This is a genomic window from Streptomyces sp. NRRL B-24572 (assembly GCF_002156145.1).
GTDB classification, from domain to species: domain Bacteria; phylum Actinomycetota; class Actinomycetes; order Streptomycetales; family Streptomycetaceae; genus Streptomyces; species Streptomyces vietnamensis.
Genome location: NZ_MWIG01000318.1, coordinates 1 through 18,052 on the forward strand (window position 1 = coordinate 1; position 18,052 = coordinate 18,052).

The following is an 18,052-nucleotide window of genomic DNA, read 5'->3' on the forward strand; positions in this document are numbered from 1 at the left end:
CACGCCGATCGGTTCTGGATCGTCAAGACGGGGGCGGTGACCCTCGACGCGAAGGTGCCGGGCCGGGGGGCGCCCGTGATCGAGACCCTGCGCCACGGGGAGCTGGTCGGGCTCTCCTGGCTGTTCCCCCCGTATCTGTGCCAGTCGGGGGCCGAGGCGATGACGCCGGTGCGGGCGTACGAGTTCGACGCCCCGGCCGTCCGGTCGATGTGCCACTCGGACCCGGAGTTCGGTGCGTCGGTCATCTTCTGGGTGGGGTCGATCCTGGCCCACCGCCTCCATGTGACCCGGGTCCGGCTGCTCGACCTGTACGCCCCGCACGGGAGCGGCATCCTGGCCTGACCGGCACCGTGGGCCCGCCCGGCACCGTGCCGGGCGCCGGCGGCTCGACCGCAGCCCGGCCCTCGTCCCGCGCGGCCCACGGCTACCGGGCGGTACGGTGGGGTGCGGCACGGCACGATCCCGTACGCGCCCGAGCACCGCACCGTCACGTACGCACACTCCGGCGAGGAGCGGCGAGGCCCGCATGAGCGACCCGACGACGGCACGCGAGGCGATCGCCCTCGTCGCCGACGACTTCAGCGAGCTCCCCTTCGCCGAAGGCCCTTTGACCGGTGACGGGCCGATCGGCTGGCCCGGCTACGCGGCCGCGCACGCGCGTGCCGCCGACCGCACCGGCGAGACCGAGTCGGTGGTCTGCGGCACGGGCACGGTGGGCGGGGTGACGGCGGTACTGGTCTCCTTCGAGTTCCGGTTCCTCGGCGGGTCCCTCGGGGAGCGGACCGGCGCGCGGGCCGCCGCCGCCCACGCCCTGGCCCGGGAACGAGGCCTCCCCGTGGTCGTCCTGCCGGCCACCGGCGGCAGCCGGATGCACGAGGGGATGCGCGCCCTCCTCCAACTCCAGTACCTGGCACGCGAGTCGGAGCTCACCCGGGCCGCCGGACTGCCGCAGATCGCCGTGCTCCGGGATCCGACGACGGGCGGCGGCTGGGCCACGCTCGGTGCCGGCTCCGATGTCGTCCTCGCCCTGCCCGGCGCCCAGGTCGGCTTCGCGGGCTCCCGCGTACGGCCACCGGACGCGGACCCGGCCGCGTACACCGCGGAGGCGCAGCTCGCCCACGGTCACCTCGACGCGATCGTGCCGCACGGCGCGCTGCGCGAGACCCTCGGGCGCTGGCTCTCGCTGCTCGTCCACCCCGCCGAGGGCCCGGTCGCGCCGCCGTACGCGCTCGGCGCCACGGAGGCGCCGCCCGCCGCCAGCGGCCGGGAGGCGGTGGCGCGGGCCAGGCACCCGGACCGGCCCCGGGCCGCCGCGTACCTCGACGCCCACTTCACCCTGCGCGAGGAGATCTCCGGCGACCGCTGCGGGGGCGTCGACCCGGGCATGCGGTGCGGCTTCGGGCGGCTCCCCGACGGCCGTACCGTCGCCTACGCGGCCCAGTGCGGCACCGCGACCCGCCCGGCCGGCTTCCGCACGGCCGCCCGGCTCGTACGTCTGGCCGACCGGCTCGGGATCCCGGTGCTCACGCTGATCGACACCCCCGGCGCGGCGAACGACCCGGCGGCGGAACGCGCGGGCGCGGGGACCGCGATCGCCGACCTGTTCGCCGCCGTCGCCTCCGCCCGCACCCCGCTCACCTCACTGCTCATCGGCGAGGGAGGTTCGGGCGGCGCCCTCGCCCTCGCCGCCCCCGGCAACACCTGGGCCACGCCGGACAGCTACTTCTCCGTCATCGCGCCCGAGGCCGCCACCGCCATCCTCAAGCGCGCCCCCGAGGAGTCGGCGACCACCGCCGACCAACTGCGCCTGCGCCCCCGGGACCTGGTGGACCTGGGCGTCGTCCGGGGCGTCGTGGAAGGAGCGGCCCGGGGCCTGTCCGACCCCGATCCGCCGGACGGGCCCCCGGGTTCTCACTGACCGCCCAGGGCCCGCTTCAGTTCGGCCTTGTCCATCGAGGAACGGCCGTGGACGTTGCGGCGCTGCGCCTCGGCGTACAACTGGTCGTACGTCGGACCCTCCGAGCCGCTGTGCGAGCGCTTGCCGCCGCGGCGCGAGGAGGACATGTCCTGCGTCGAGCTCTTGCTCGCCGTCTTCGACTCACCGGACCGCGCCCGCTCCTTGTTCACCGTGCGCGCGGCGATCTCCTCGGCGCGCTTCTCGCTCTCGCCCCGGTCCAGCGCGCTCTCCTTGATGTGCTCGTACTGCCGCTCCCGCTTGGCGTTCGATCCGCGCGGCATGATCCGCTCCTCTCCGTCCGGAAACGACCACCCCCTGTGCGGCTGCTGCCCGCCCCGGCGGGATCTATTCCGGGCGGCCCGTCCCCCTTCCGGACGGGCGGCCGACCTCCAGCCACACCACCTTGCCCACGGCCCCCGGACCCTTGTCCCGGCTCCCCCAGTCGCCGGCCAGCCGGTCCAGGACCATCAGGCCGTGCCCGCCGGGCACTGCGGGGGACCGGGGGACCCGCACGCGCGGATGCTCCGGGCTGGCATCGGACACCTCCACGCGCAGCCGCCCGTCCCCGTGCCGCAGGACGAACTCCTCGGGGCCTCCGGCGTGCAGACAGGCGTTGGTGACGACCTCCGACACGAGGAGCAGGACGTCCTCGACCCGCTCCTCCGCCTCCTCGCTGTCCGCCGGGATCCACCCCCAGTCGGCCAGCGCCTCGGCCGTGAACTCCCGGCAGCGCGAGACGACCCCGCGCGTCCCGTGCAGCACGAGCCTGCGGACCTGGTGCGGGGGACCGGCATCGCCGTCGTCACCGCCTCCCACTCGCCCACCTCCTCCCCACCAGTTTCGGCCAGGTGGCCACAAAGAGCGAAGCCGAGGGCCGAAGGGGGAGGGCGCCGGGGCCCGGGCCGGTCCGGCCGGCCCCGATCCGCCGGACAGGCCCTAGCGGGGCTGGATCGCACGGTCGTAGACGTGGTCCGGGGTGACGATCGCGGTGATCGCACGGGCAACCAGCGTGGACGGCTCCTGGCCCTGGCTGCTGGTGTCCGTGTTGAGCATGAGGACGAGCGTGGCGTCCCGCTCGGGCAGGTAGACGGTCACCGTCTCGTACCCCGGCAGCGAGCCGTTGTGCCCGATCCAGCCGTTGGCGTCGAAGATGCCGAGGCCGTAGCCGAGGCCGGGGTGACCCGTCGGCAGCGTCTTGAGCCGCTGGGCCTGCGTCTCGGGGCTGAGGAGCTCCCCGGTGGCGAGGATCTTCGCCCAGCGGCGCAGGTCGTGCTGGGTCGAGATCATCGCCCCGGCCGACCAGGCCCAGCTGGGGTTCCAGTCCGTGCTGTCCACGACCGTGTTGTCGAGCTGGAGGGTGTAGCCGCGGGGGTGCGGCTCGGGGAACTCGGCCCCGGTCGGGAGGAAGGTGTGGCGCAGGTGGGCGGGACGGAGCACGCGGTTGCGGAGGAACTCCTGGAGGGGCCGGCCGCTGACCTTCTCGACCACGAGGCCGAGCAGGACCAGGTTGCTGTTCGAGTACTCGAACTTCGCGCCCGGCCGGAAGGTGTTCTTGTGCTTGAAGCCGTAGGCGAGCAGCTCCTCGGGGGTGAAGGAGCGCTGCGGGTCGGTGTACAGGTCGTGGATGAAGCCCGGGTCGGAGGTGTACGGGAAGAGGCCGCTGCGCATCTCGGCGAGGTGGCGCAGGGTGATCCGGTGCCCGTTCGGCACTCCGTGGATGTAGCGGGCGATGGGGTCGTCCAGACGGATCCGGTGGTCGTCGACGAGCTTCAGGAGCGCGGTGACCGTGAAGGTCTTGGTCTCGCTGCCGATGCGGATGAAGCCGTCGGTGGACATCGGTTCGCCGGTGACCTTGTCGGCGACGCCGGTCGCGTGGACGTAGCTGCCCCTGCCCGGCATCCAGAGGCCGACGGCGACACCGGGGATGCCGGCCTGCCTGCGTACGTCCTCGACGGCCTTGTCGAGCCGGGCGGTCAGCTCGGGGCCGAATCCGCCCGGCGGGCAGTCGTCCTCGCCGTGCATGCCGGCGGCGGCGGTGCCCACGGCGTGGACGGCGGCGGCGGGCGTCGCCGTCACCGGCGCGAGGACGGACGCCACGAGCAGCGTCGCGGCGAACAGCCGTCGGGAGGGGGTACGTCGCATGTCGGGGGCGCCTCTTCCGGGTCACGAGAGCTTCGGGAGGGCCACATCACCACCGGGGGCCGACGCGACGGCCCTCCCTTCCGGTGCGTGCGCGGCGAGTCCACCCGTACGGGGCCACGCGGGTAACCGGGACGGCCGCAGGGGCCGGATGCCGGAGAATGACACCCCGACTACCTGGAGACGAAGGAACGATGACGCTGAACGAGGGCCGACGGGTGAAGCTGGCGGTGGATCTCCGGCTTGGGCAGGTCGTCCCGGACGGCGAGGACGCCTCCGGGGCCGGGACTGGGGCCGGGGCCGGGTTCCTCGCGCTCGCGGCCGGCGTCGAGGGCACCGTCGAGCGGGTGGACGAGGACCGGCCGCAGAGCCAGGAGGTCCGCGAGTACGAGCGGCTCAAGTCCCTCCTGGACGACTTCGGTCACCAGATGCCCCCGGGCAGCAGGCGGCAACTGCAGGAGCAGGTCGGCTCCCTGGAACCCGCGTGGACCGCGTACCAGGAACGCAAGCTCCGTCTGACGGTCCGCGTCCGCTTCGACAACGGCTTCGTCCTCGACGACGCCCCCGGAGACCTCTTCACCTCCGCCTGAGCGTCTTTTCGCCGCGCCTTTTCGCCGCGCCTTTTGCGGCACCTCTTCGCGGCACCTTTTTGCGGCACCTTTTTGCGGCACCTTTTTGCGGTCTTCGCAAAATTCTTTGCCACTCCCCTCCCCCCGGTCCGAGTCTGGGCAGCGTCAGCGTCCGGCTCGTCGAAGGGGGAACTCACGTGCTCACCACATCCCGGACCGCTCCGCCACCCGCCCCGCTGAGCGCGCGCCGCCGCTGGACGGTCCTCGCGGTCTGCGCGCTCAGCATGTTCCTGGTGGGCGTCGACGCCACCATCGTCAACGTGGGACTGCCCGAGATCGGGCGGGGCCTCGACGTGGGCACCCGCGGGCTCGAATGGGTCGTCGACGCCTACACCGTGGTGATGGCCAGTCTGCTCATCGTCTCCGGCGCCCTCGCCGACCGTCTCGGGCGCCGCCGGGTCTTCCGGTGCGGGCTGCTCGTCTTCGGACTCGCCTCCCTCGTGTGCGCCCTCGCCCCGTCGCTCGGTGTGCTCGTCGCCGCCAGGGCCGTCCAGGGGATCGGGGCGTCGATGCTGAGTCCGGTGGCCCTGGCGATCGTGGTGAACGCGATGCCCGACCCGCGAGAACGGGCACGGGCGATAGGGGTGTGGGCCTCGGTCTTCGGGCTGAGCATGGCGGCGGGCCCGGTCACCGGCGGGGCGCTCATCGCCGCGTTCGGCTGGCGCTCGGTGTTCTGGATCAACGCGCCGGTGGTGGTCCTCGCCCTGGTCCTGGTCGCCCTGTTCGTGCCGGAGTCCCGTGGGGAGCGCGCCCGTCGCCTCGACCTGCCCGGGCAGGTGCTCCTCACCGTGATGCTCTGCCTGACCGTCGGCCTCCTCATCGAAGGCCCCCGCATCGGCTGGACGTCGCCCGTCGCCCTCACCGGTTACGCGCTGACGGCGGCGGCCACGGCCGGCTTCGTCCGGGTCGAACTCCGGCGCGAGGAACCCCTGATGGACCTCGGCCTGTTCCGCCGGCCGCCGTTCGTCACGGCGGTGCTCGGCGCGACGGCGGTCTTCGTCGCCCTCAACGTGACCCTGCTGCTCAGCACCCTCTACCTCCAGCAGGCCCGTGGTCTGACGCCGCTCGCGGCCGGCGCCGCGACGCTGCCCATGGCGCTCGGGGCCACGCTGTGCGCGCCCTGGTCCGGCGTCCTGGTGGGCCGCGTCGGGCCACGGCGGCCGCTGCTCCTCGCGGGCGGGTTCACCACCACCGGCGGCCTGTGCCTGGTGGGCCTGGACGGGGACACGAGCATGTCGCTGATCCTGCTCGCCTTCCTGCTCATCGGCATCGGCTTCGGCTTCGCCAACGCACCCCTGACCAACACGGCGGTCGGCGGTCTGCCGCCGTCCCGGGCCGGGGTGGCCGGGGCGATCACGTCCACCTCGCGCCAGGTCGGCGTGGCGGTCGGCATCGCCGTCGCCGGCGGCCTCGTCGCGGGCTCCGGACCGGCCGCTCTCGCCGCCGCGACCCGTCCGGGATGGCTGATCGTGTCGGCGTGCGGGCTCTTCCTCCTCGTCGTGGCGCGCACGGCGGGGACCCGACGCCGATAGGGCGTCTTTCCCGAGTCTTGGCCGGGCGCTTGACGTCCGCTGTACGGGTGCTGCATCGCGCGCGGCGAGAGTGGCAGCACCCGAACGCACCGGCGTTCGGGGCACGTTCACTCGTAGCAGGAGCCCTGATGAAGCGCACGTCCCGCAACCGCTCCGTCCTCGCCGGCGGTCTCGCCGTGGCAGCCCTCGGCACCCTCGTCGCCGGGGTCGGCGTGGCACAGGCCGACGAGAAGGGCCACCGGCAGGTCGGGGCCGGCGAGAACCGACGGACCAAGGCCGCCGAGCGGGAGATCGCCGGCCTGTTCGACCGGTGGAACGCGGCGCTGCGCTCCGGCGACCCGGAGCGGGTCACCGAACTGTACGCCGAGGACGCCGTCCTGCTGCCGACGGCCTCCCCGCGGATCCGCACCGACCACGCGGGGATAGCCGACTACTTCGCGCACTTCCTGCAGAAGAAGCCGAGGGGCGAGAAGATCCGCACGGAGATCAACATCCTGGACTCCGACTCGGCGATCGACGCCGGTCTCTACCGCTTCCACCTCACCGACCCGAAGACCGGTGTCACCAAGCCGGTCGACGCGCGCTACACCTATGTGTACGAGAAGCGCGACGGCAGGTGGCTGATCGTCAACCACCACTCCTCGGTGCTCCCGGCCGAGGGCTGATCCACCGGGGTCCCTCGGCCGCGGTCCGCAGCACGATCCGCACGCACAGTCCGCCGCCGGGCGCGTCCCGCAGTGCCACCGCCCCGCCGTCGTCCGTGACCAGCTGCTTCACGATGGCGAGCCCGAGGCCGGAGCCCGAGCGCCCGGTCAGTCCCTGGCCGCGCCAGAACCGGTCGAAGGCACGGGCCTGTTCGGCGGCGGACATGCCGGGGCCCTGGTCGAGGACCTCAAGGACCGCCTCCTCCGGGCCGCCCGTCTCCATCCGCACCGTGATCGTCCCCCGGTCCGGGGAGACCTCCAGGGCGTTGGAGAGCACGTTGTCGAGGACCTGGTCGAGGTTGCCGGGCCCGGCGAGCACCCGGGGGAGGTCCTCGGCGCCGCCGGTGAGGACGATGGTCACCCCGCGTTCGTCGGCGGCCGGGCGCCAGACCTTAAGGCGTTCCTCGACCAGCTCGCGCAGCGCCAGCGGTTCGGGCGCGGACACCTTGGCCTCGGCACGGGCGAGCACGAGCAGCCCGCTGACCAGACGGCTCATCCGTACGACCTCGGCGGTGGCCTGGTCGACGTCCTCGCGGACGAACTCGTCGTCGACGCCGTCCGCGATGTTGTCGAGCGAGAGGCGCAGCGCCGTCAGCGGGGTCCGCAGCTGGTGCGAGGCGTCCGCGACGAAGATGCGCTGCGAGGCGACGAGGGTGTCGAGGCGTTCGGCGCCCTGGTTGAGGGTGCGGGCCAGGGTCTGCGTCTCCTGCGGTCCCGTGACCGGCGAGCGGGCGGTGAGGTCGCCGTCGCCGAACCGGCTGGCCATGTCGTTGAGCTGGCGCAGCGGCTTGGTGAGCAGCCGGGCGACGATCGCGCCGAGTCCGGCGGCGACCGCGAGCACGCCGATCGCGAGGATCGCCCGGAAGCCCCAGATCCGCCACAGCCGGTCGCTCAGGTCCGCGGTGGCGTACCGGATGCGGACGGCGCCGACGATGCGTTCCGGCTCCCCCGCCCCGCGGCGCGCGTACACGGGTACGGTGACGACCAGTTCGGGTCCCCAGACGAGCCGGGACCCCCAGTCGACGGTGGTCCTGCCGCGCGCAAGCGCCGCACCGAACGCCGGGTCGTCCGGGTGCGCCGGCAGGGGCAGCGGCTCCATGGCGCTCCGGCCGTCGGCGGCCACCACCTCCACGGTCCCGGGCGTCTCGTCCGCGTACGCCCCGGCCATCCGGGCGAGCGCCTGCCGGGCGGGCGCGTCGCCGTCCCCGAGGAGCAGCGCCATCGTGGTGGCCTCGCGGCGTACGGACTCCTCGGTGTCGCCGCGCAGTTGGGCGGTGAGCGTGAACGCGACCGGCACGGTGAAGGCGGCGAGCGCCACCGCGACGAGGAGCACGTAGCTGACGATGAGGCGTCTGATCACGGGCGGCCCACGGGCTCCACGACCAGGCGGAAGCCCACGCCGCGGACCGCCTCGACGGTCACGGCCCCGGCGAGCTTGCGCCGCAGCGCCGCCACGTGGACGTCGAGGGTCTTGGTCGGGCCGAACCAGTTGGCGTCCCAGACGGCTTCCATGATCTGCTCGCGGGACATCAGGGCGCCCGGCTCCTCCGTGAGGAACGCGAGCAGGTCGTACTCCTTGGGCGTGAGCGCCACTTCGGCGTCGTCCAGCCACACCCGCGCCGCCTTGCGGTCGACGCTCAGCCGGGCACCGTACCGCTGGGGTCCCGCGGGCTGCTCCGCCGGCCGGACGCGGCGCATCACGGCCCGGATCCGGGCGATGACCTCGCGGACCCCGAAGGGCTTGGAGACGTAGTCGTCGGCGCCGATCTCCAGGCCGACGACCCGGTCGGTCTCGTCGCTGCGGGCGCTGATCACGATGATCGGCACGTCACCGCGCCGCCGCAGCGCCCGGCAGACGTCGAGCCCGTCGGTGTCGGGCAGGCCGAGATCGAGCAGGACCAGGTCGTACGGGGTGGTGACGGCGAGCCCCGCCGTCCCCGTGGTGACCCACTCCACCTCGAAGCCGTAGCGCAGCAGCCCGCGCCGCAGGGACTCCGCGACCGGCTCGTCGTCTTCCACAAGGAGTACACGCACGGGGCAACCCTAGTTCGGGTTCCGTACGTCGGTTCACCACCGGGAGGCGGCCCCCGGTTCAGTAGTAGTGGCGCATGATCTCGTCGGCCCAGGCGGGCTGCGTGGTCGGTCCCTGGGGGCCGAACTCCGTCATGTACGGCTTGATGTCGAGGACCGGAGTGCCGTCGACCGCGTCCAGGCCCCGGACATGGAGGTCGAGTCCTTCCGTACGGATCAGGCGGCAGCGGGAGACGCCGAGGCGGTTGGGGCGGTTCTTGCCGCGCTGGGCGAAGATCCCGACCAGCGGCCACTCCTCGTTGCCGCGCGGGTGCCGGGCGCCGGTCTCGACGGCGTCGGGGCTCACCCGGTCGAAGTGGTAGACGATCTCCAGGTGCGAGAAGGCGTCCAGACCGGCCAGCGCCTCGGGGCCGAAGGCCTCCGCGTCGAGGCGGACGACCGACTCGACGTCCCCCCACTCGTCGTCCCGCACCTCGCCCCGACCGCCGACGACATGACCCACCGGGTGCGCGACGATCGTGGCCGGGGTGTGCTCCGTGTGCTCCGTGTGCTCCTGCGCCATCGGGTTCCTCGTCCTCTCGTGGCCGTGGCCGCGCCCCCGGCGGGGCGGGCCCCGGCACGGTACCCCTTCACGGCGGCTACCGGGGCAGGACGATCGCGGTGAGCACCAGCCCTTCGCGCACCAGCCAGCGTCCGGTGAAGTGGTCCCGCCGAGTGTGGCCGATCACCGGGCCGGGGACGAGGAGCCGGGCGGTGAACGTGCCCGTGTGGGCCCGCGTGTCGTCCGGTGCCGCGCCTGCCGTGTCCGGTGCCGCGCCCGCCGTGTCCGGGTCCGGCTCGAAGTCGAGCGAGGCCTCCTCGAACACGAGGTCGGTCCGTGTCAGGGGGTACCAGGTCTTGAAGACGCTCTCCTTGGCGCTGAACAGCAGCCGGTCCCAGGGGACGCCCGGCGCGCGTTCGGCCAGCGCCCGCAGGTGGCGGCGTTCCCGGGGCAGCGACACTCCCTCCAGGACCCCTTCGGGCAGCGGGGCGGCCGGTTCTGCGTCGATGCCGAGCGACAGGACGTCCGTGGTCCTGGCCAGGGCGGCGGCCCGGTATCCCGGACAGTGCGTCATGCTTCCGGCCACCCCGTGCGGCCAGCGCGGCTCTCCGCGCAGGCCCGGGGTGAGGGGTGTCCCGGGCAGGCCGAGGCGGCGCAGCGCGAGCCGTGCGCACAGCCGTACGGTGGCGAACTCCCGTTGCCGCCCGGCGATGGCGCGCGCGACGACGGCGGCCTCCTCGGGGAAGAGCGTGACGGGCTCCGTGTCGTCGAGCCGCCAGGCGGAGGCGACGGCGTCCGGAAGCAGTTCCGCGATCATCCGGCGCGCTCCCCGGTGTCCCCGGCAGGAGTGATCAGTTCGGGCATGGCCGCGACAGTACCGGCCCGGACGGCCGTACCGTCCGCCGGACGGCCCTGGGCCGGATGGCCGTACCGCTCGCCGCCCCCGCGAACCCGGGTGACGATGGCGTACGGGAACCTGACAGGCCCTCGGGCCCGTCGTCGAATTCCCGCCTGCCCCGAGACGCCTGGCACGCACTCTCGCCGCGGGGCCGCCCCTCGGGCGACGACGGGAATTTGGCGACAGGCACTAGGGAGGCACGCATGGCGCACCGGACCACCACCACCGACGTCCTGATCGTGGGCGCGGGCCCGGTCGGCCTGAGCGCGGCCGCCGAGCTGCGCCGGCACGGCGTGCACTGCCGGCTCGTCGACCGGCTGCCCGCCCGGCTCCCGTACGCCAAGGCCGTCGGGATCCAGCCGCGCACCCTGGAGCTCTGGGACCGGATGGGCCTGGTCCGGGCCGTCCTGGAGGCCGCCGTGCCGCTGCGCGGCCAGCTGACCTACGTCGACGGCCGCGAGGAGGGCCGCATCGAGCTCGCGATGCCTCCCGAGGTGCCGTACGGCTTCGCCGCGCTGCCGCAGTACGAGACGGAGCGGCTCCTCGAACAGTACGTCGCCCGCCTGGGGACGGTGGTCGAACGCGGCACGGAACTGGTGTCGTTCACCCAGGACCGGGACGGGGTCACCGCGCGGCTGCGCACGGCGTCCGGCGCCGACGAGGAGCTGCGGGTCCCGTACCTGATCGGCTGCGACGGCGCGCACAGCGTCGTCCGGAAGACCCTGGGCCTTTCGTACGAGGGCGGCGCGTTCCAGGAGGAGTACATGCTCGGCGACGTCGTGGCCGACTGGGACCTGCCCCATGGTTACGGCATCCGTTCCGGTCGGCGGGCGGCCGACGGTTCCACGGGCGACGTGCTGGTGTGCATCCCGCTGCCGGGGGCGGGGCGCTACCGGATGTCGATGAAGCTCCCGGCGGGATTCTCCGCGGCCCGGGGCGCGGCCGCGCCGGACGGGGTGGCGCACGGCCCGCAGAGCGGCCGGGTGCCCGGGCTGGCCGACCTCCAGGCCGTCGTCGACCGTCTCGCGCCGCGCCCGGCACGGCTTTCGGGACTGCGCTGGTCGTCGGTCTTCCGCATCAGCCACCGCATCGTCGACCACTACGGCCGGGGCCGGGTCTTCGTGGCGGGCGACGCGGCGCACATCCATCCGCCCACCGGCGCCCAGGGCATGAACACGGGTGTGCAGGACGCCTGCAACCTGGCCTGGAAGCTCGCGCTCGTGGTGCGGGGCGAGGCGGGGCCCGCGCTGCTCGACACGTACGACGCCGAGCGCCGTCCGGTCGGCGAGGAGGTCGTCGGCCGGACCGTGCGGCACGCCGTACGGGGGATCGACGCCGACCCCGAGGACCGGCGGACGCTGCTCCTGCGCGAGGCTCAACTGCTCGTGAACTACCGGGGCGGTCCGCTCTCGGCGGCTCCGTACGGTCCGGAGGGTGCACCCCAGCCGGGCGACCGGGCCCCGGACTGCGCGGGCCTGACCACGCCGATCGCCGCCTATCCGCTGCGGCTTCTCGACGTGCTGCGGGGGCGCCCGGGGCACATGGTGCTGCTGTACGGGTCGAACGGGGCCGAACTGGCCGGGGCCGCCGCGGCGGCACGGGCGGTCGGCGGCCTCCCTGCCGTCGCGATCCTCGCGGCCGACGCGGACGAGACGGCCGGCGGGGACGAGAGCGTCGGTGGGGACGAGGGCCCCGGCGCGGTCACGGCTGCCGACGCCGCCGCCGGGGCGGGAGCCCGGGCCGCCGCGCCCGCGGTCCCGTCCGTGCCCGTCTACCGCGACGCCGCCGGGGAGTTCGGGCGTCTCTACCTCCCCGACGGCGCGACCGGTTTCCTCGTCCGTCCCGACGGGCAGCTCGGTGCCCGTTTCCCGCTCGCGGGTACCGCCGCCGCCCTGAGTGCGTATCTCAGGGCCCTGTCCGTGCGGCGGGACACCCCGCTACGGGACCCAGTGGTTGCCTGAGGCCGTGATCATCACCTGGAGCTGGATGCTGGCCGAGAAGTAGCTGCTCGTGTCGACCGGGGTCGCCAGCATCTTGTTCCACAGGGCGTCCAGCCAGGCCTGGCTGCCCGGGTCGGTCATCGCGGCCACCGCGAACGGGGCGAAGAAGGCGGCCTCGCTGCCGGAGGAGATCTGGGTGCCGTTGAGCTTGTAGCCGACGGCGATCCTGTTCGGGTCGCCGCCGGTCTTCGTCTTGATCCAGCCGTTGACCTTCCGGGCGGCGGCGAGGGACGTGGCGTCGCCGCTGGTCACGGCGTCGTCGCCGATGCGCCACGGCGTACGGCAGGCGTTCCACCAGTACGAGCCGTCGTTGGGGTCCTCGAGGACCTGGCCCGGGGCCGGCTTGGGCGTGGTGTCGGTGTCGACGACGAAGTCGGGCAGGAGTCCGGTGCCGGAGGCGTAGGCGGACTGGAGGCGGGAGATCTGCGTCTGGTGGGCGCTGCGCACGGCGTCCCAGGTGGTGTCGCCCGAGGCCGCGCGGAAGGCGCGGAAGTGGTCGGCCATCCAGTCCGACGTACGGGTGATGTAGTAGTACTGGTCGCCCGAGCTGCTCCAGTCGCCCAGCTTCAGGAGCTTGGTCGTGGGGTTGACCTCGTCCTTCTTGATGGCGGCGATGTGCTTGAGGGCGAGGTCCTTGTAGTTGTACGTGCCGGCGCTGCCCCACTGCTTGTCGGCGAGGAGCAGGCCGTAGGCGACGTCCATGTCGCCGTCGGTGGCGCCGTCGCCTCCGTTGACGCTCTTGCAGGCGGTGTCCTGTTCGGCGGCGAGGAGGTTCGGGTTGACCGAGGACGGGTGGTCGATCTTCCACTTGACGAGACCGTCGAAGATCTTCTTGGCGTCCGGGTCGGCGCCCGCCATGGTGGCGGTGACGACCATGCCGTAGCCCTGCGCCTCGGCGACGTACGGGTGGTCGGCGTCGGGCGAGATGATCTGGTACCAGCCGTTGCCGCAGTTCTGCCGGACGAAGGCGGCCTTCCACCTGTTGTAGTAGTCGACGACCTTCTGGTCGAGCGCGGACTGCGTGCCGGTGGGCTTGAGGATGCCGGCGGCGTAGGGCTTGAGGTGGCTGCCGAAGGGGACGGCCGGTCCGCTGCCGCCCCCGCCGGTGCCGGTGGGTGCGCCGTACACCTCGAACTCCCAGAGGGAGTAGCCGTACGGCGTGCCGCGGCCCGTGCCGTACATGCGGACGTAGCGGCCGCGGCCCGAGACCGTGAGGTCGTCGGTGGCGCCGTCGCCCGCGGTGGTGGAGTAGACGTCGGTCCAGGTCGTCCCGTCGGAGGAGGTCTGGATGCGGTACGCCTTGCCGTACGCGGCCTCCCAGTCGAGCTTCACCCGGGAGATCGTGTGGTCGGCCCCGAGGTCGATCCGTATCCACTGCGGGTCGACCCCTTCCAGGCTCGCCCAGCGGGTGGCCGTGCTGCCGTCCACCGCGAGGCCGGGCCCGAAGGCCGAGGTCTCCACGGACGAGGCCGTCACCGGCTTCCCGCCGGACACCAGGCCGTCGGCGGCCTGCGCCTGCGGCAGGACCGTCAGGGGCAACGCCAGCAGACCCGCGAGCCCGAGAAGCGAGACGCTTCGTCGACGCATGTCAACTCCCTTTCCCTCCATGGCCAATGGTTAGGAAATGTTCCTAACCATTGGCGGGGAGAGTAGAGAGGCCGCCCGCCCCGCGCAAGACCCCGTGCAGCGGGGAAGTCAGGTGCGCGCGGCCCGCAGCGCCGTGTGGACGGACCAGACCACCGAGACGAGGGGGACGGCCACCACCGCGCCCACGATGCCCGCGGCGATCGAGCCCGCGACCACCGAGATGGCCACCACCAGCGGGTGGAGCCGCACGGCCCAGCTCATGACGAGGGGGTGCAGCAGATGCCCTTCGATCTGACCGATGATCACGATCAGGGCGATGACGATCCCGGCGACCAGCGGGCCCTTCGCCGCGAGCGCCACGACGGCGGCGATCGCGAGGGCGACCGGCGAGCCGACCAGGGGGATGAAGGCGGCGAGGAACTCCAGGAGGGCGAGCGGCACCGCGAGCGGGACGCCGAGGACCCAGAGGGCGATGCCGACGAGCACCGCGTTCGTCGCGGCGACCAGGACGATGCCGTGCGTGTAGCCGGTGAAGGTGCGCCAGGCCGCGCGGCCGCCGATGTCCACGCGCTCGCGCACGGACGCGGGCAGCTGGTCCTGGAACCAGGCCCACTGCCGGTCGCCCGAATAGATGAAGAACACCGAGGAGAACAGGCCGAGGGCCAGCGTGGCGAGGACGGCGACGACGCGGCCGGCTCCGCTCACCGCCGTACTGAGCAGGGCGGACCGGTGGCTGGAGAGGTAATCGCCGACCTTGGACTGCACGCCGGAGAGCGCGTCCGGGTCGAGGCGGAACGGCGGCCGCTCCAGCCAGTGCTCGATCCGCCCGACGCCCTCCCGGAACTCGCGCACCAGCGTGGTCTGCTCCCCCGCGACCGCCTCGCCGACCAGCGCGAGGACCCCGAGGACGAGCGCGATGCTGCCGAGCAGGGCGAGGGCGACCGCGAGGGGGCGGGGCAGCAGGCGGGCGATCAGGTCGGCGACGGGCCGGAGCAGCGCGGTGATCACCAGGCCGAGGAAGAGGGCCACACCGATCTCGTGGAAACGCCCGAGCACCGCGAACAGGACGTAGACGAGGAGGCCGACGGCGAGCAGCCGCCACGCGTGGGCGGCGGCTGTACGGAGGAAGGGGGTCACCGTCGGGGGTGTTCCTGGCTGCATGGCCATCGACGTACCACCGCCGGCCCGCCGGGCCACGCCCGAGGCCCCGGATTCGCCCGACCCGGTCGCGGCATTCGCCCGACCGGCACCTTCGGGGACGCCTGTCGTCAGGATCACAACAACGATGCGGTGAAGCCCCCGGGGCCGTGCCGTGCCCACGGGCAGAATGGGCCCCGAATCCGGCGTCTTCACTCTCGGGGGAACGTGACGTGTCCAGACTGAACCGGTGGTGCCTCGTCCTTGCCGTGGCCGCACCCCTCGTGCTCGCGGGCTGCTCCAGCGAGCCGCCGCCGCTGGAGTTCGGCGCGGCGAAGCCCTCGGGCCCGAAACTGGCCGCACAGCCGGCCGCGAACGGCTCGCTGCCGCTCGATCAGTGGCCGAACGCCTGCGAGGTGCTGAGCGACACGGAGATCCGGGCGATCCTCCCGCAGGCGACCGACTTCGCGCGGGAGCCGGTGAAGGTCACGATCATCGACTTCAACCCGTTGTCCGGGTCCGCGCCCGGCACGACCGGTGACGTCCCGGCCGGCGGCTGCGAGTTCAAGTTCGGGCTGCCGTCCGAGTACGAGAGCGAGCACAACAGCAGCGTCAAGGTCACCTTCACGGCCATCGCCGATCCGGCCCTCGTGAAGCAGAACTACGCCGAGGACCTCGCGTCCGCGCGCAAGCGGGCGGGCGAGGGCACGTACAAGAAGGAGTTCCGGGACCTCGGCACCTCGCTCGGCACCGAGGGCTGCTTCCTGCCGGACGTCTCCGACGGGCCCACCTGCCACGAGGGCCCGTACCAGTTCGAGGTGAGCGGCATGTCCACCGCGGACGGCGTCGGCGAGTACCCGCAGTCGGAGCGGAACTGGAGCGAGAAGGTCCTCACCCAGGTCGTACGGACGCTGGGTCCCCGCATGCGCTGACGGTGACCGTCCCGGCCCGAGGGCCGGAGTCAGTTGACGCCGCTCAGGAAGCGCTCCCGGACGCGTCCGAGGGTGCGGAAGTCGTCGATGGTGACCTCCTGGAGGTCGATGGAGCTGCCGGAGAGCTCCTCCAGGAGGTCGATGAACTCCAGGAAGTCCATGGAGTCGATGAGCCGCGCCTCGATGAGGTCCTCGTCGGTGTCGATCGGCCCGTCGAGACCGGGGTTCTTCTCCCGGAGCCAGGCGGTGATGGGTTCCATGGGGTCACTCCTTGCCGTACCGGTGTCCGTGTACGCGCGGAAGGACGTCGAGGCGTGGGGTCCCCGTCGACCACGGCACCGCGAAGAGGCCGCCTGATGATCCCTCGGTGGCCGGACCGCGCATGGGGACAGTAAGCCAGCTAGCCGATGGTTGTCTAGACCAAAGCCGCCGCCCCACCGAGTCCGCCGACGCCCTAACTCGACTCACGGGGCGGCCACTTGACAGAAGTGATGGTCTAAACCAATTCTTCTGAGCGACGTGGCCGCCTGACCTCCGGCCACCGCCTCTGGAGGAACCCCGTGACGACACCCGCTCCGCACCGCCCCGCCCGCCGCCCCTACCTGCACCGGGCGGCTTCGGACCTGCCGTACTTCAGCGCGGACGGCGAGTCGTACCTCGCCCAGACCACCCTGCGGGAGCTGAAGAAGTCGCGGCCGCTGCGGGTGCTGTCCGAGGAGGACTTCGCCCACTGGCAGACGTACGGCTACGTCATCGTCCGCGAGGCGATCCCGGCGGAGGCGGCGCGGCGCCTGCTCGACTTCGCCTGGGACTTCCAGGGCCTCGACCCCGACCGGCCGGAGAGCTGGTACGAGGACCGGCCGTTCCGCTCCGAACTGGACCAGCAGCTGCACGTGTACGGCTTCGTGGAGGCGTACCACCACCAACTGCTCTGGGACAGCCGCCAGTCCCAGCGGGTGTACGACGCCTTCGTGGACGTGTGGGACTGCGAGGAGCTGTGGGTCACCCAGGACCGGCTCAACCTCAACCCGCCCAACGTGCGCAACCGCGACCGCGCCCTGATCGAGCCCACCGACCGGGGCTTCGACATCGAGCTGCACTGGGACATCGACACCACGCTCGGCGTGCCCCCGCAGCGGGTGCAGGGGATCATCGCGCTCAACGACACGCGCCCGGAGTCCGGCGGCTTCCAGTGCTGCCCGGAGCTCTTCCGGCGGTTCGAGGAGTGGAAGCTCGGCCAGCCCGCCGACCGGGACCCCGTCCGGCCCGCCGTGGACCGGACGGAGTTCCCCGTCGTCCGCCCCGATCTGCACCCCGGCGACCTGCTGATCTGGAACGGTCTCCTCGCCCACGGCGTGGCCCGCAACACCTCGCCCGACCAGGTGCGGGCGGTCCAGTACCTGTCGATGATGCCGGCCCTGGAGGAGCACGCGAAGCTGCGGAAGTCCCGCGTCGAGTCCTGGCGGCACCTGCGCACCCCGCGCTGGAACCGCACCCTGGTCGGCGACCCCGTCCTGCACGAGTCCAAGCGCTATCCCACGGCTTCCCTGAACGAGCTCGGGAGCCGCCTCCTCGGACTCACCTCCTGGCACGCCGCAGAGACAGAAGCGGGCGAGGAGTCGGCGTGCGCCGTGTCTGCCTGACCCTGCCCACCCACCGCGCCTGCCCCGACACGATCCGGGCGGTCGCGGAGGAAGCCGCCCACGGCGCCCGTCACTTCGGCGTCGAGGTGCACCTGCTGATCCTGGACTCCTCCGAGGCCCCCGTACTCGCCGGGCACCGACAGGTGGTGGCCGCGCTCCCCCGCGTACCCGGCGTGGTCGTCCACCACCTCGACGAGACCGCGCAACGGGCCTTCCTGCACGGGGTGATCACCCGGTCCGGCGCCGCCGAACCGGAGCGGATGCTCGGCCTGGTGCTGCCGTCCCGCGTGTCCTACGGCGCCTGCACCGACCGCGCCTTCCT

General features: G+C 73.0%; 19 protein-coding genes. 9 read left to right on the forward strand and 10 right to left on the reverse strand.

Annotated features, from left to right (window positions below):
• Both CCN56_RS19960 and CCN56_RS19965 read left to right on the forward strand, forming a co-directional pair.
• Positions 1 to 342, forward strand: a 342-nt coding sequence (locus tag CCN56_RS19960) for a cyclic nucleotide-binding domain-containing protein (protein ID WP_086828670.1), incomplete at its 5' end; no start/stop codon positions are given.
• Positions 343 to 526: 184 nt separating this feature from the next.
• Positions 527 to 1,918, forward strand: coding sequence for a carboxyl transferase domain-containing protein (locus CCN56_RS19965; protein ID WP_086828672.1), 1,392 nt, complete (start codon positions 527 to 529; stop codon positions 1,916 to 1,918).
• Here CCN56_RS19965 and CCN56_RS19970 read toward each other — a convergent pair.
• The 3 genes from CCN56_RS19970 to CCN56_RS19980 all read right to left on the reverse strand — a co-directional run bounded on the left by CCN56_RS19970 (position 1,912) and on the right by CCN56_RS19980 (position 4,099).
• Complete coding sequence (locus tag CCN56_RS19970) at positions 1,912 to 2,238, reverse strand: plasmid stabilization protein (RefSeq protein ID WP_086828674.1); 327 nt, start codon at positions 2,236 to 2,238, stop codon at positions 1,912 to 1,914. The two genes, CCN56_RS19965 and CCN56_RS19970, sit on opposite strands and share 7 nt — an antisense overlap.
• A gap of 64 nt (positions 2,239 to 2,302) precedes the next feature.
• Complete coding sequence (locus CCN56_RS19975; protein WP_256962055.1) at positions 2,303 to 2,773, reverse strand: ATP-binding protein; 471 nt, start codon at positions 2,771 to 2,773, stop codon at positions 2,303 to 2,305.
• Positions 2,774 to 2,893: 120 nt separating this feature from the next.
• Positions 2,894 to 4,099 carry a serine hydrolase gene (locus CCN56_RS19980; RefSeq protein ID WP_086828675.1) on the reverse strand — a complete coding sequence of 402 codons (1,206 nt, stop codon included), beginning with the start codon at positions 4,097 to 4,099 and terminating at the stop codon, positions 2,894 to 2,896.
• A 191-nt stretch (positions 4,100 to 4,290) separates the two neighbouring features.
• On the opposite strand from CCN56_RS19980, the gene CCN56_RS19985 reads away from it, so the two are divergent.
• The 3 genes from CCN56_RS19985 to CCN56_RS19995 all read left to right on the forward strand — a co-directional run bounded on the left by CCN56_RS19985 (position 4,291) and on the right by CCN56_RS19995 (position 6,922).
• Positions 4,291 to 4,686 carry a hypothetical protein gene (locus tag CCN56_RS19985; protein WP_086828677.1) on the forward strand — a complete coding sequence of 132 codons (396 nt, stop codon included), beginning with the start codon at positions 4,291 to 4,293 and terminating at the stop codon, positions 4,684 to 4,686.
• Between the two features lie 176 nt (positions 4,687 to 4,862).
• Positions 4,863 to 6,257, forward strand: coding sequence for an MFS transporter (locus CCN56_RS19990; protein ID WP_086828679.1), 1,395 nt, complete (start codon positions 4,863 to 4,865; stop codon positions 6,255 to 6,257).
• A 128-nt stretch (positions 6,258 to 6,385) separates the two neighbouring features.
• Positions 6,386 to 6,922, forward strand: coding sequence for an SgcJ/EcaC family oxidoreductase (locus tag CCN56_RS19995; protein ID WP_086828680.1), 537 nt, complete (start codon positions 6,386 to 6,388; stop codon positions 6,920 to 6,922).
• On the opposite strand, the gene CCN56_RS20000 is transcribed toward CCN56_RS19995, so the two are convergent.
• From CCN56_RS20000 to CCN56_RS20015, 4 genes are all read right to left on the reverse strand, one after another.
• On the reverse strand, positions 6,885 to 8,321 hold the full coding sequence (locus tag CCN56_RS20000; RefSeq protein ID WP_086828682.1) for a HAMP domain-containing sensor histidine kinase: 1,437 nt from the start codon (positions 8,319 to 8,321) through the stop codon (positions 6,885 to 6,887). The genes CCN56_RS19995 and CCN56_RS20000 overlap by 38 nt on opposite strands.
• Positions 8,318 to 8,995 carry a response regulator transcription factor gene (locus tag CCN56_RS20005; RefSeq protein WP_086828684.1) on the reverse strand — a complete coding sequence of 226 codons (678 nt, stop codon included), beginning with the start codon at positions 8,993 to 8,995 and terminating at the stop codon, positions 8,318 to 8,320. Before CCN56_RS20005 ends, CCN56_RS20000 begins: the two co-directional genes overlap by 4 nt.
• 58 nt (positions 8,996 to 9,053) lie before the next feature.
• Positions 9,054 to 9,554, reverse strand: coding sequence for an SAM-dependent methyltransferase (locus CCN56_RS20010; RefSeq protein ID WP_086828686.1), 501 nt, complete (start codon positions 9,552 to 9,554; stop codon positions 9,054 to 9,056).
• A 76-nt stretch (positions 9,555 to 9,630) separates the two neighbouring features.
• The gene (locus tag CCN56_RS20015; RefSeq protein WP_086828688.1) at positions 9,631 to 10,350 is read right to left on the reverse strand and encodes a 4'-phosphopantetheinyl transferase; all 720 of its coding nucleotides are present in this window, start codon (positions 10,348 to 10,350) and stop codon (positions 9,631 to 9,633) included.
• 284 nt (positions 10,351 to 10,634) lie between these two features.
• Between CCN56_RS20015 and CCN56_RS20020 the strand changes: the two genes are divergently transcribed.
• On the forward strand, positions 10,635 to 12,392 hold the full coding sequence (locus CCN56_RS20020) for an FAD-dependent monooxygenase (RefSeq protein WP_086828690.1): 1,758 nt from the start codon (positions 10,635 to 10,637) through the stop codon (positions 12,390 to 12,392).
• Here CCN56_RS20020 and CCN56_RS20025 read toward each other — a convergent pair.
• Positions 12,369 to 14,018, reverse strand: a complete 1,650-nt coding sequence (locus CCN56_RS20025; protein WP_086828692.1) for a glycosyl hydrolase family 8 — start codon at positions 14,016 to 14,018, stop codon at positions 12,369 to 12,371. The genes CCN56_RS20020 and CCN56_RS20025 overlap by 24 nt on opposite strands.
• A 108-nt stretch (positions 14,019 to 14,126) precedes the next feature.
• On the reverse strand, positions 14,127 to 15,179 hold the full coding sequence (locus CCN56_RS20030; protein ID WP_086828699.1) for an AI-2E family transporter: 1,053 nt from the start codon (positions 15,177 to 15,179) through the stop codon (positions 14,127 to 14,129).
• Between the two features lie 209 nt (positions 15,180 to 15,388).
• Here CCN56_RS20030 and CCN56_RS20035 point away from each other — a divergent pair, with 209 nt between their 5' ends.
• Positions 15,389 to 16,087, forward strand: coding sequence for a hypothetical protein (locus CCN56_RS20035; protein ID WP_143664572.1), 699 nt, complete (start codon positions 15,389 to 15,391; stop codon positions 16,085 to 16,087).
• 29 nt (positions 16,088 to 16,116) lie between these two features.
• Here CCN56_RS20035 and CCN56_RS20040 read toward each other — a convergent pair whose 3' ends face one another.
• A complete protein-coding gene (locus CCN56_RS20040; RefSeq protein WP_041132640.1) occupies positions 16,117 to 16,347 on the reverse strand; it encodes an acetylxylan esterase in 231 nt (76 codons plus the stop codon).
• A 300-nt stretch (positions 16,348 to 16,647) separates the two neighbouring features.
• On the opposite strand from CCN56_RS20040, the gene CCN56_RS20045 reads away from it, so the two are divergent.
• Both CCN56_RS20045 and CCN56_RS20050 read left to right on the forward strand, forming a co-directional pair.
• Positions 16,648 to 17,730 (forward strand): phytanoyl-CoA dioxygenase family protein, encoded by a 1,083-nt coding sequence (locus tag CCN56_RS20045; protein WP_086828695.1) that lies wholly within the window; start codon positions 16,648 to 16,650, stop codon positions 17,728 to 17,730.
• A partial coding sequence (locus tag CCN56_RS20050; RefSeq protein ID WP_256962056.1) for a DUF6271 family protein occupies positions 17,712 to 18,052 on the forward strand: 341 nt, incomplete at its 3' end. The genes CCN56_RS20045 and CCN56_RS20050, both read left to right, overlap by 19 nt.

Excerpts from the sequence above, each read along its gene's own strand:
- CCN56_RS19965 (WP_086828672.1), top strand. The coding sequence starts at position 527 with ATGAGCGACCCGACGACGGCACGCGAGGCGATCGCCCTCGTCGCCGAC.
- CCN56_RS19995 (WP_086828680.1), top strand. The coding sequence starts at position 6,386 with ATGAAGCGCACGTCCCGCAACCGCTCCGTCCTCGCCGGCGGTCTCGCC.
- CCN56_RS20040 (WP_041132640.1), bottom strand. The coding sequence starts at position 16,347 with ATGGAACCCATCACCGCCTGGCTCCGGGAGAAGAACCCCGGTCTCGAC.
- CCN56_RS19980 (WP_086828675.1), bottom strand. The coding sequence starts at position 4,099 with ATGCGACGTACCCCCTCCCGACGGCTGTTCGCCGCGACGCTGCTCGTG.
- CCN56_RS20010 (WP_086828686.1), bottom strand. The coding sequence starts at position 9,554 with ATGGCGCAGGAGCACACGGAGCACACGGAGCACACCCCGGCCACGATC.
- CCN56_RS19985 (WP_086828677.1), top strand. The coding sequence starts at position 4,291 with ATGACGCTGAACGAGGGCCGACGGGTGAAGCTGGCGGTGGATCTCCGG.
- CCN56_RS19970 (WP_086828674.1), bottom strand. The coding sequence starts at position 2,238 with ATGCCGCGCGGATCGAACGCCAAGCGGGAGCGGCAGTACGAGCACATC.
- CCN56_RS20025 (WP_086828692.1), bottom strand. The coding sequence starts at position 14,018 with ATGCGTCGACGAAGCGTCTCGCTTCTCGGGCTCGCGGGTCTGCTGGCG.
- CCN56_RS20030 (WP_086828699.1), bottom strand. The coding sequence starts at position 15,179 with ATGCAGCCAGGAACACCCCCGACGGTGACCCCCTTCCTCCGTACAGCC.
- CCN56_RS20015 (WP_086828688.1), bottom strand. The coding sequence starts at position 10,350 with ATGATCGCGGAACTGCTTCCGGACGCCGTCGCCTCCGCCTGGCGGCTC.
- CCN56_RS20020 (WP_086828690.1), top strand. The coding sequence starts at position 10,635 with ATGGCGCACCGGACCACCACCACCGACGTCCTGATCGTGGGCGCGGGC.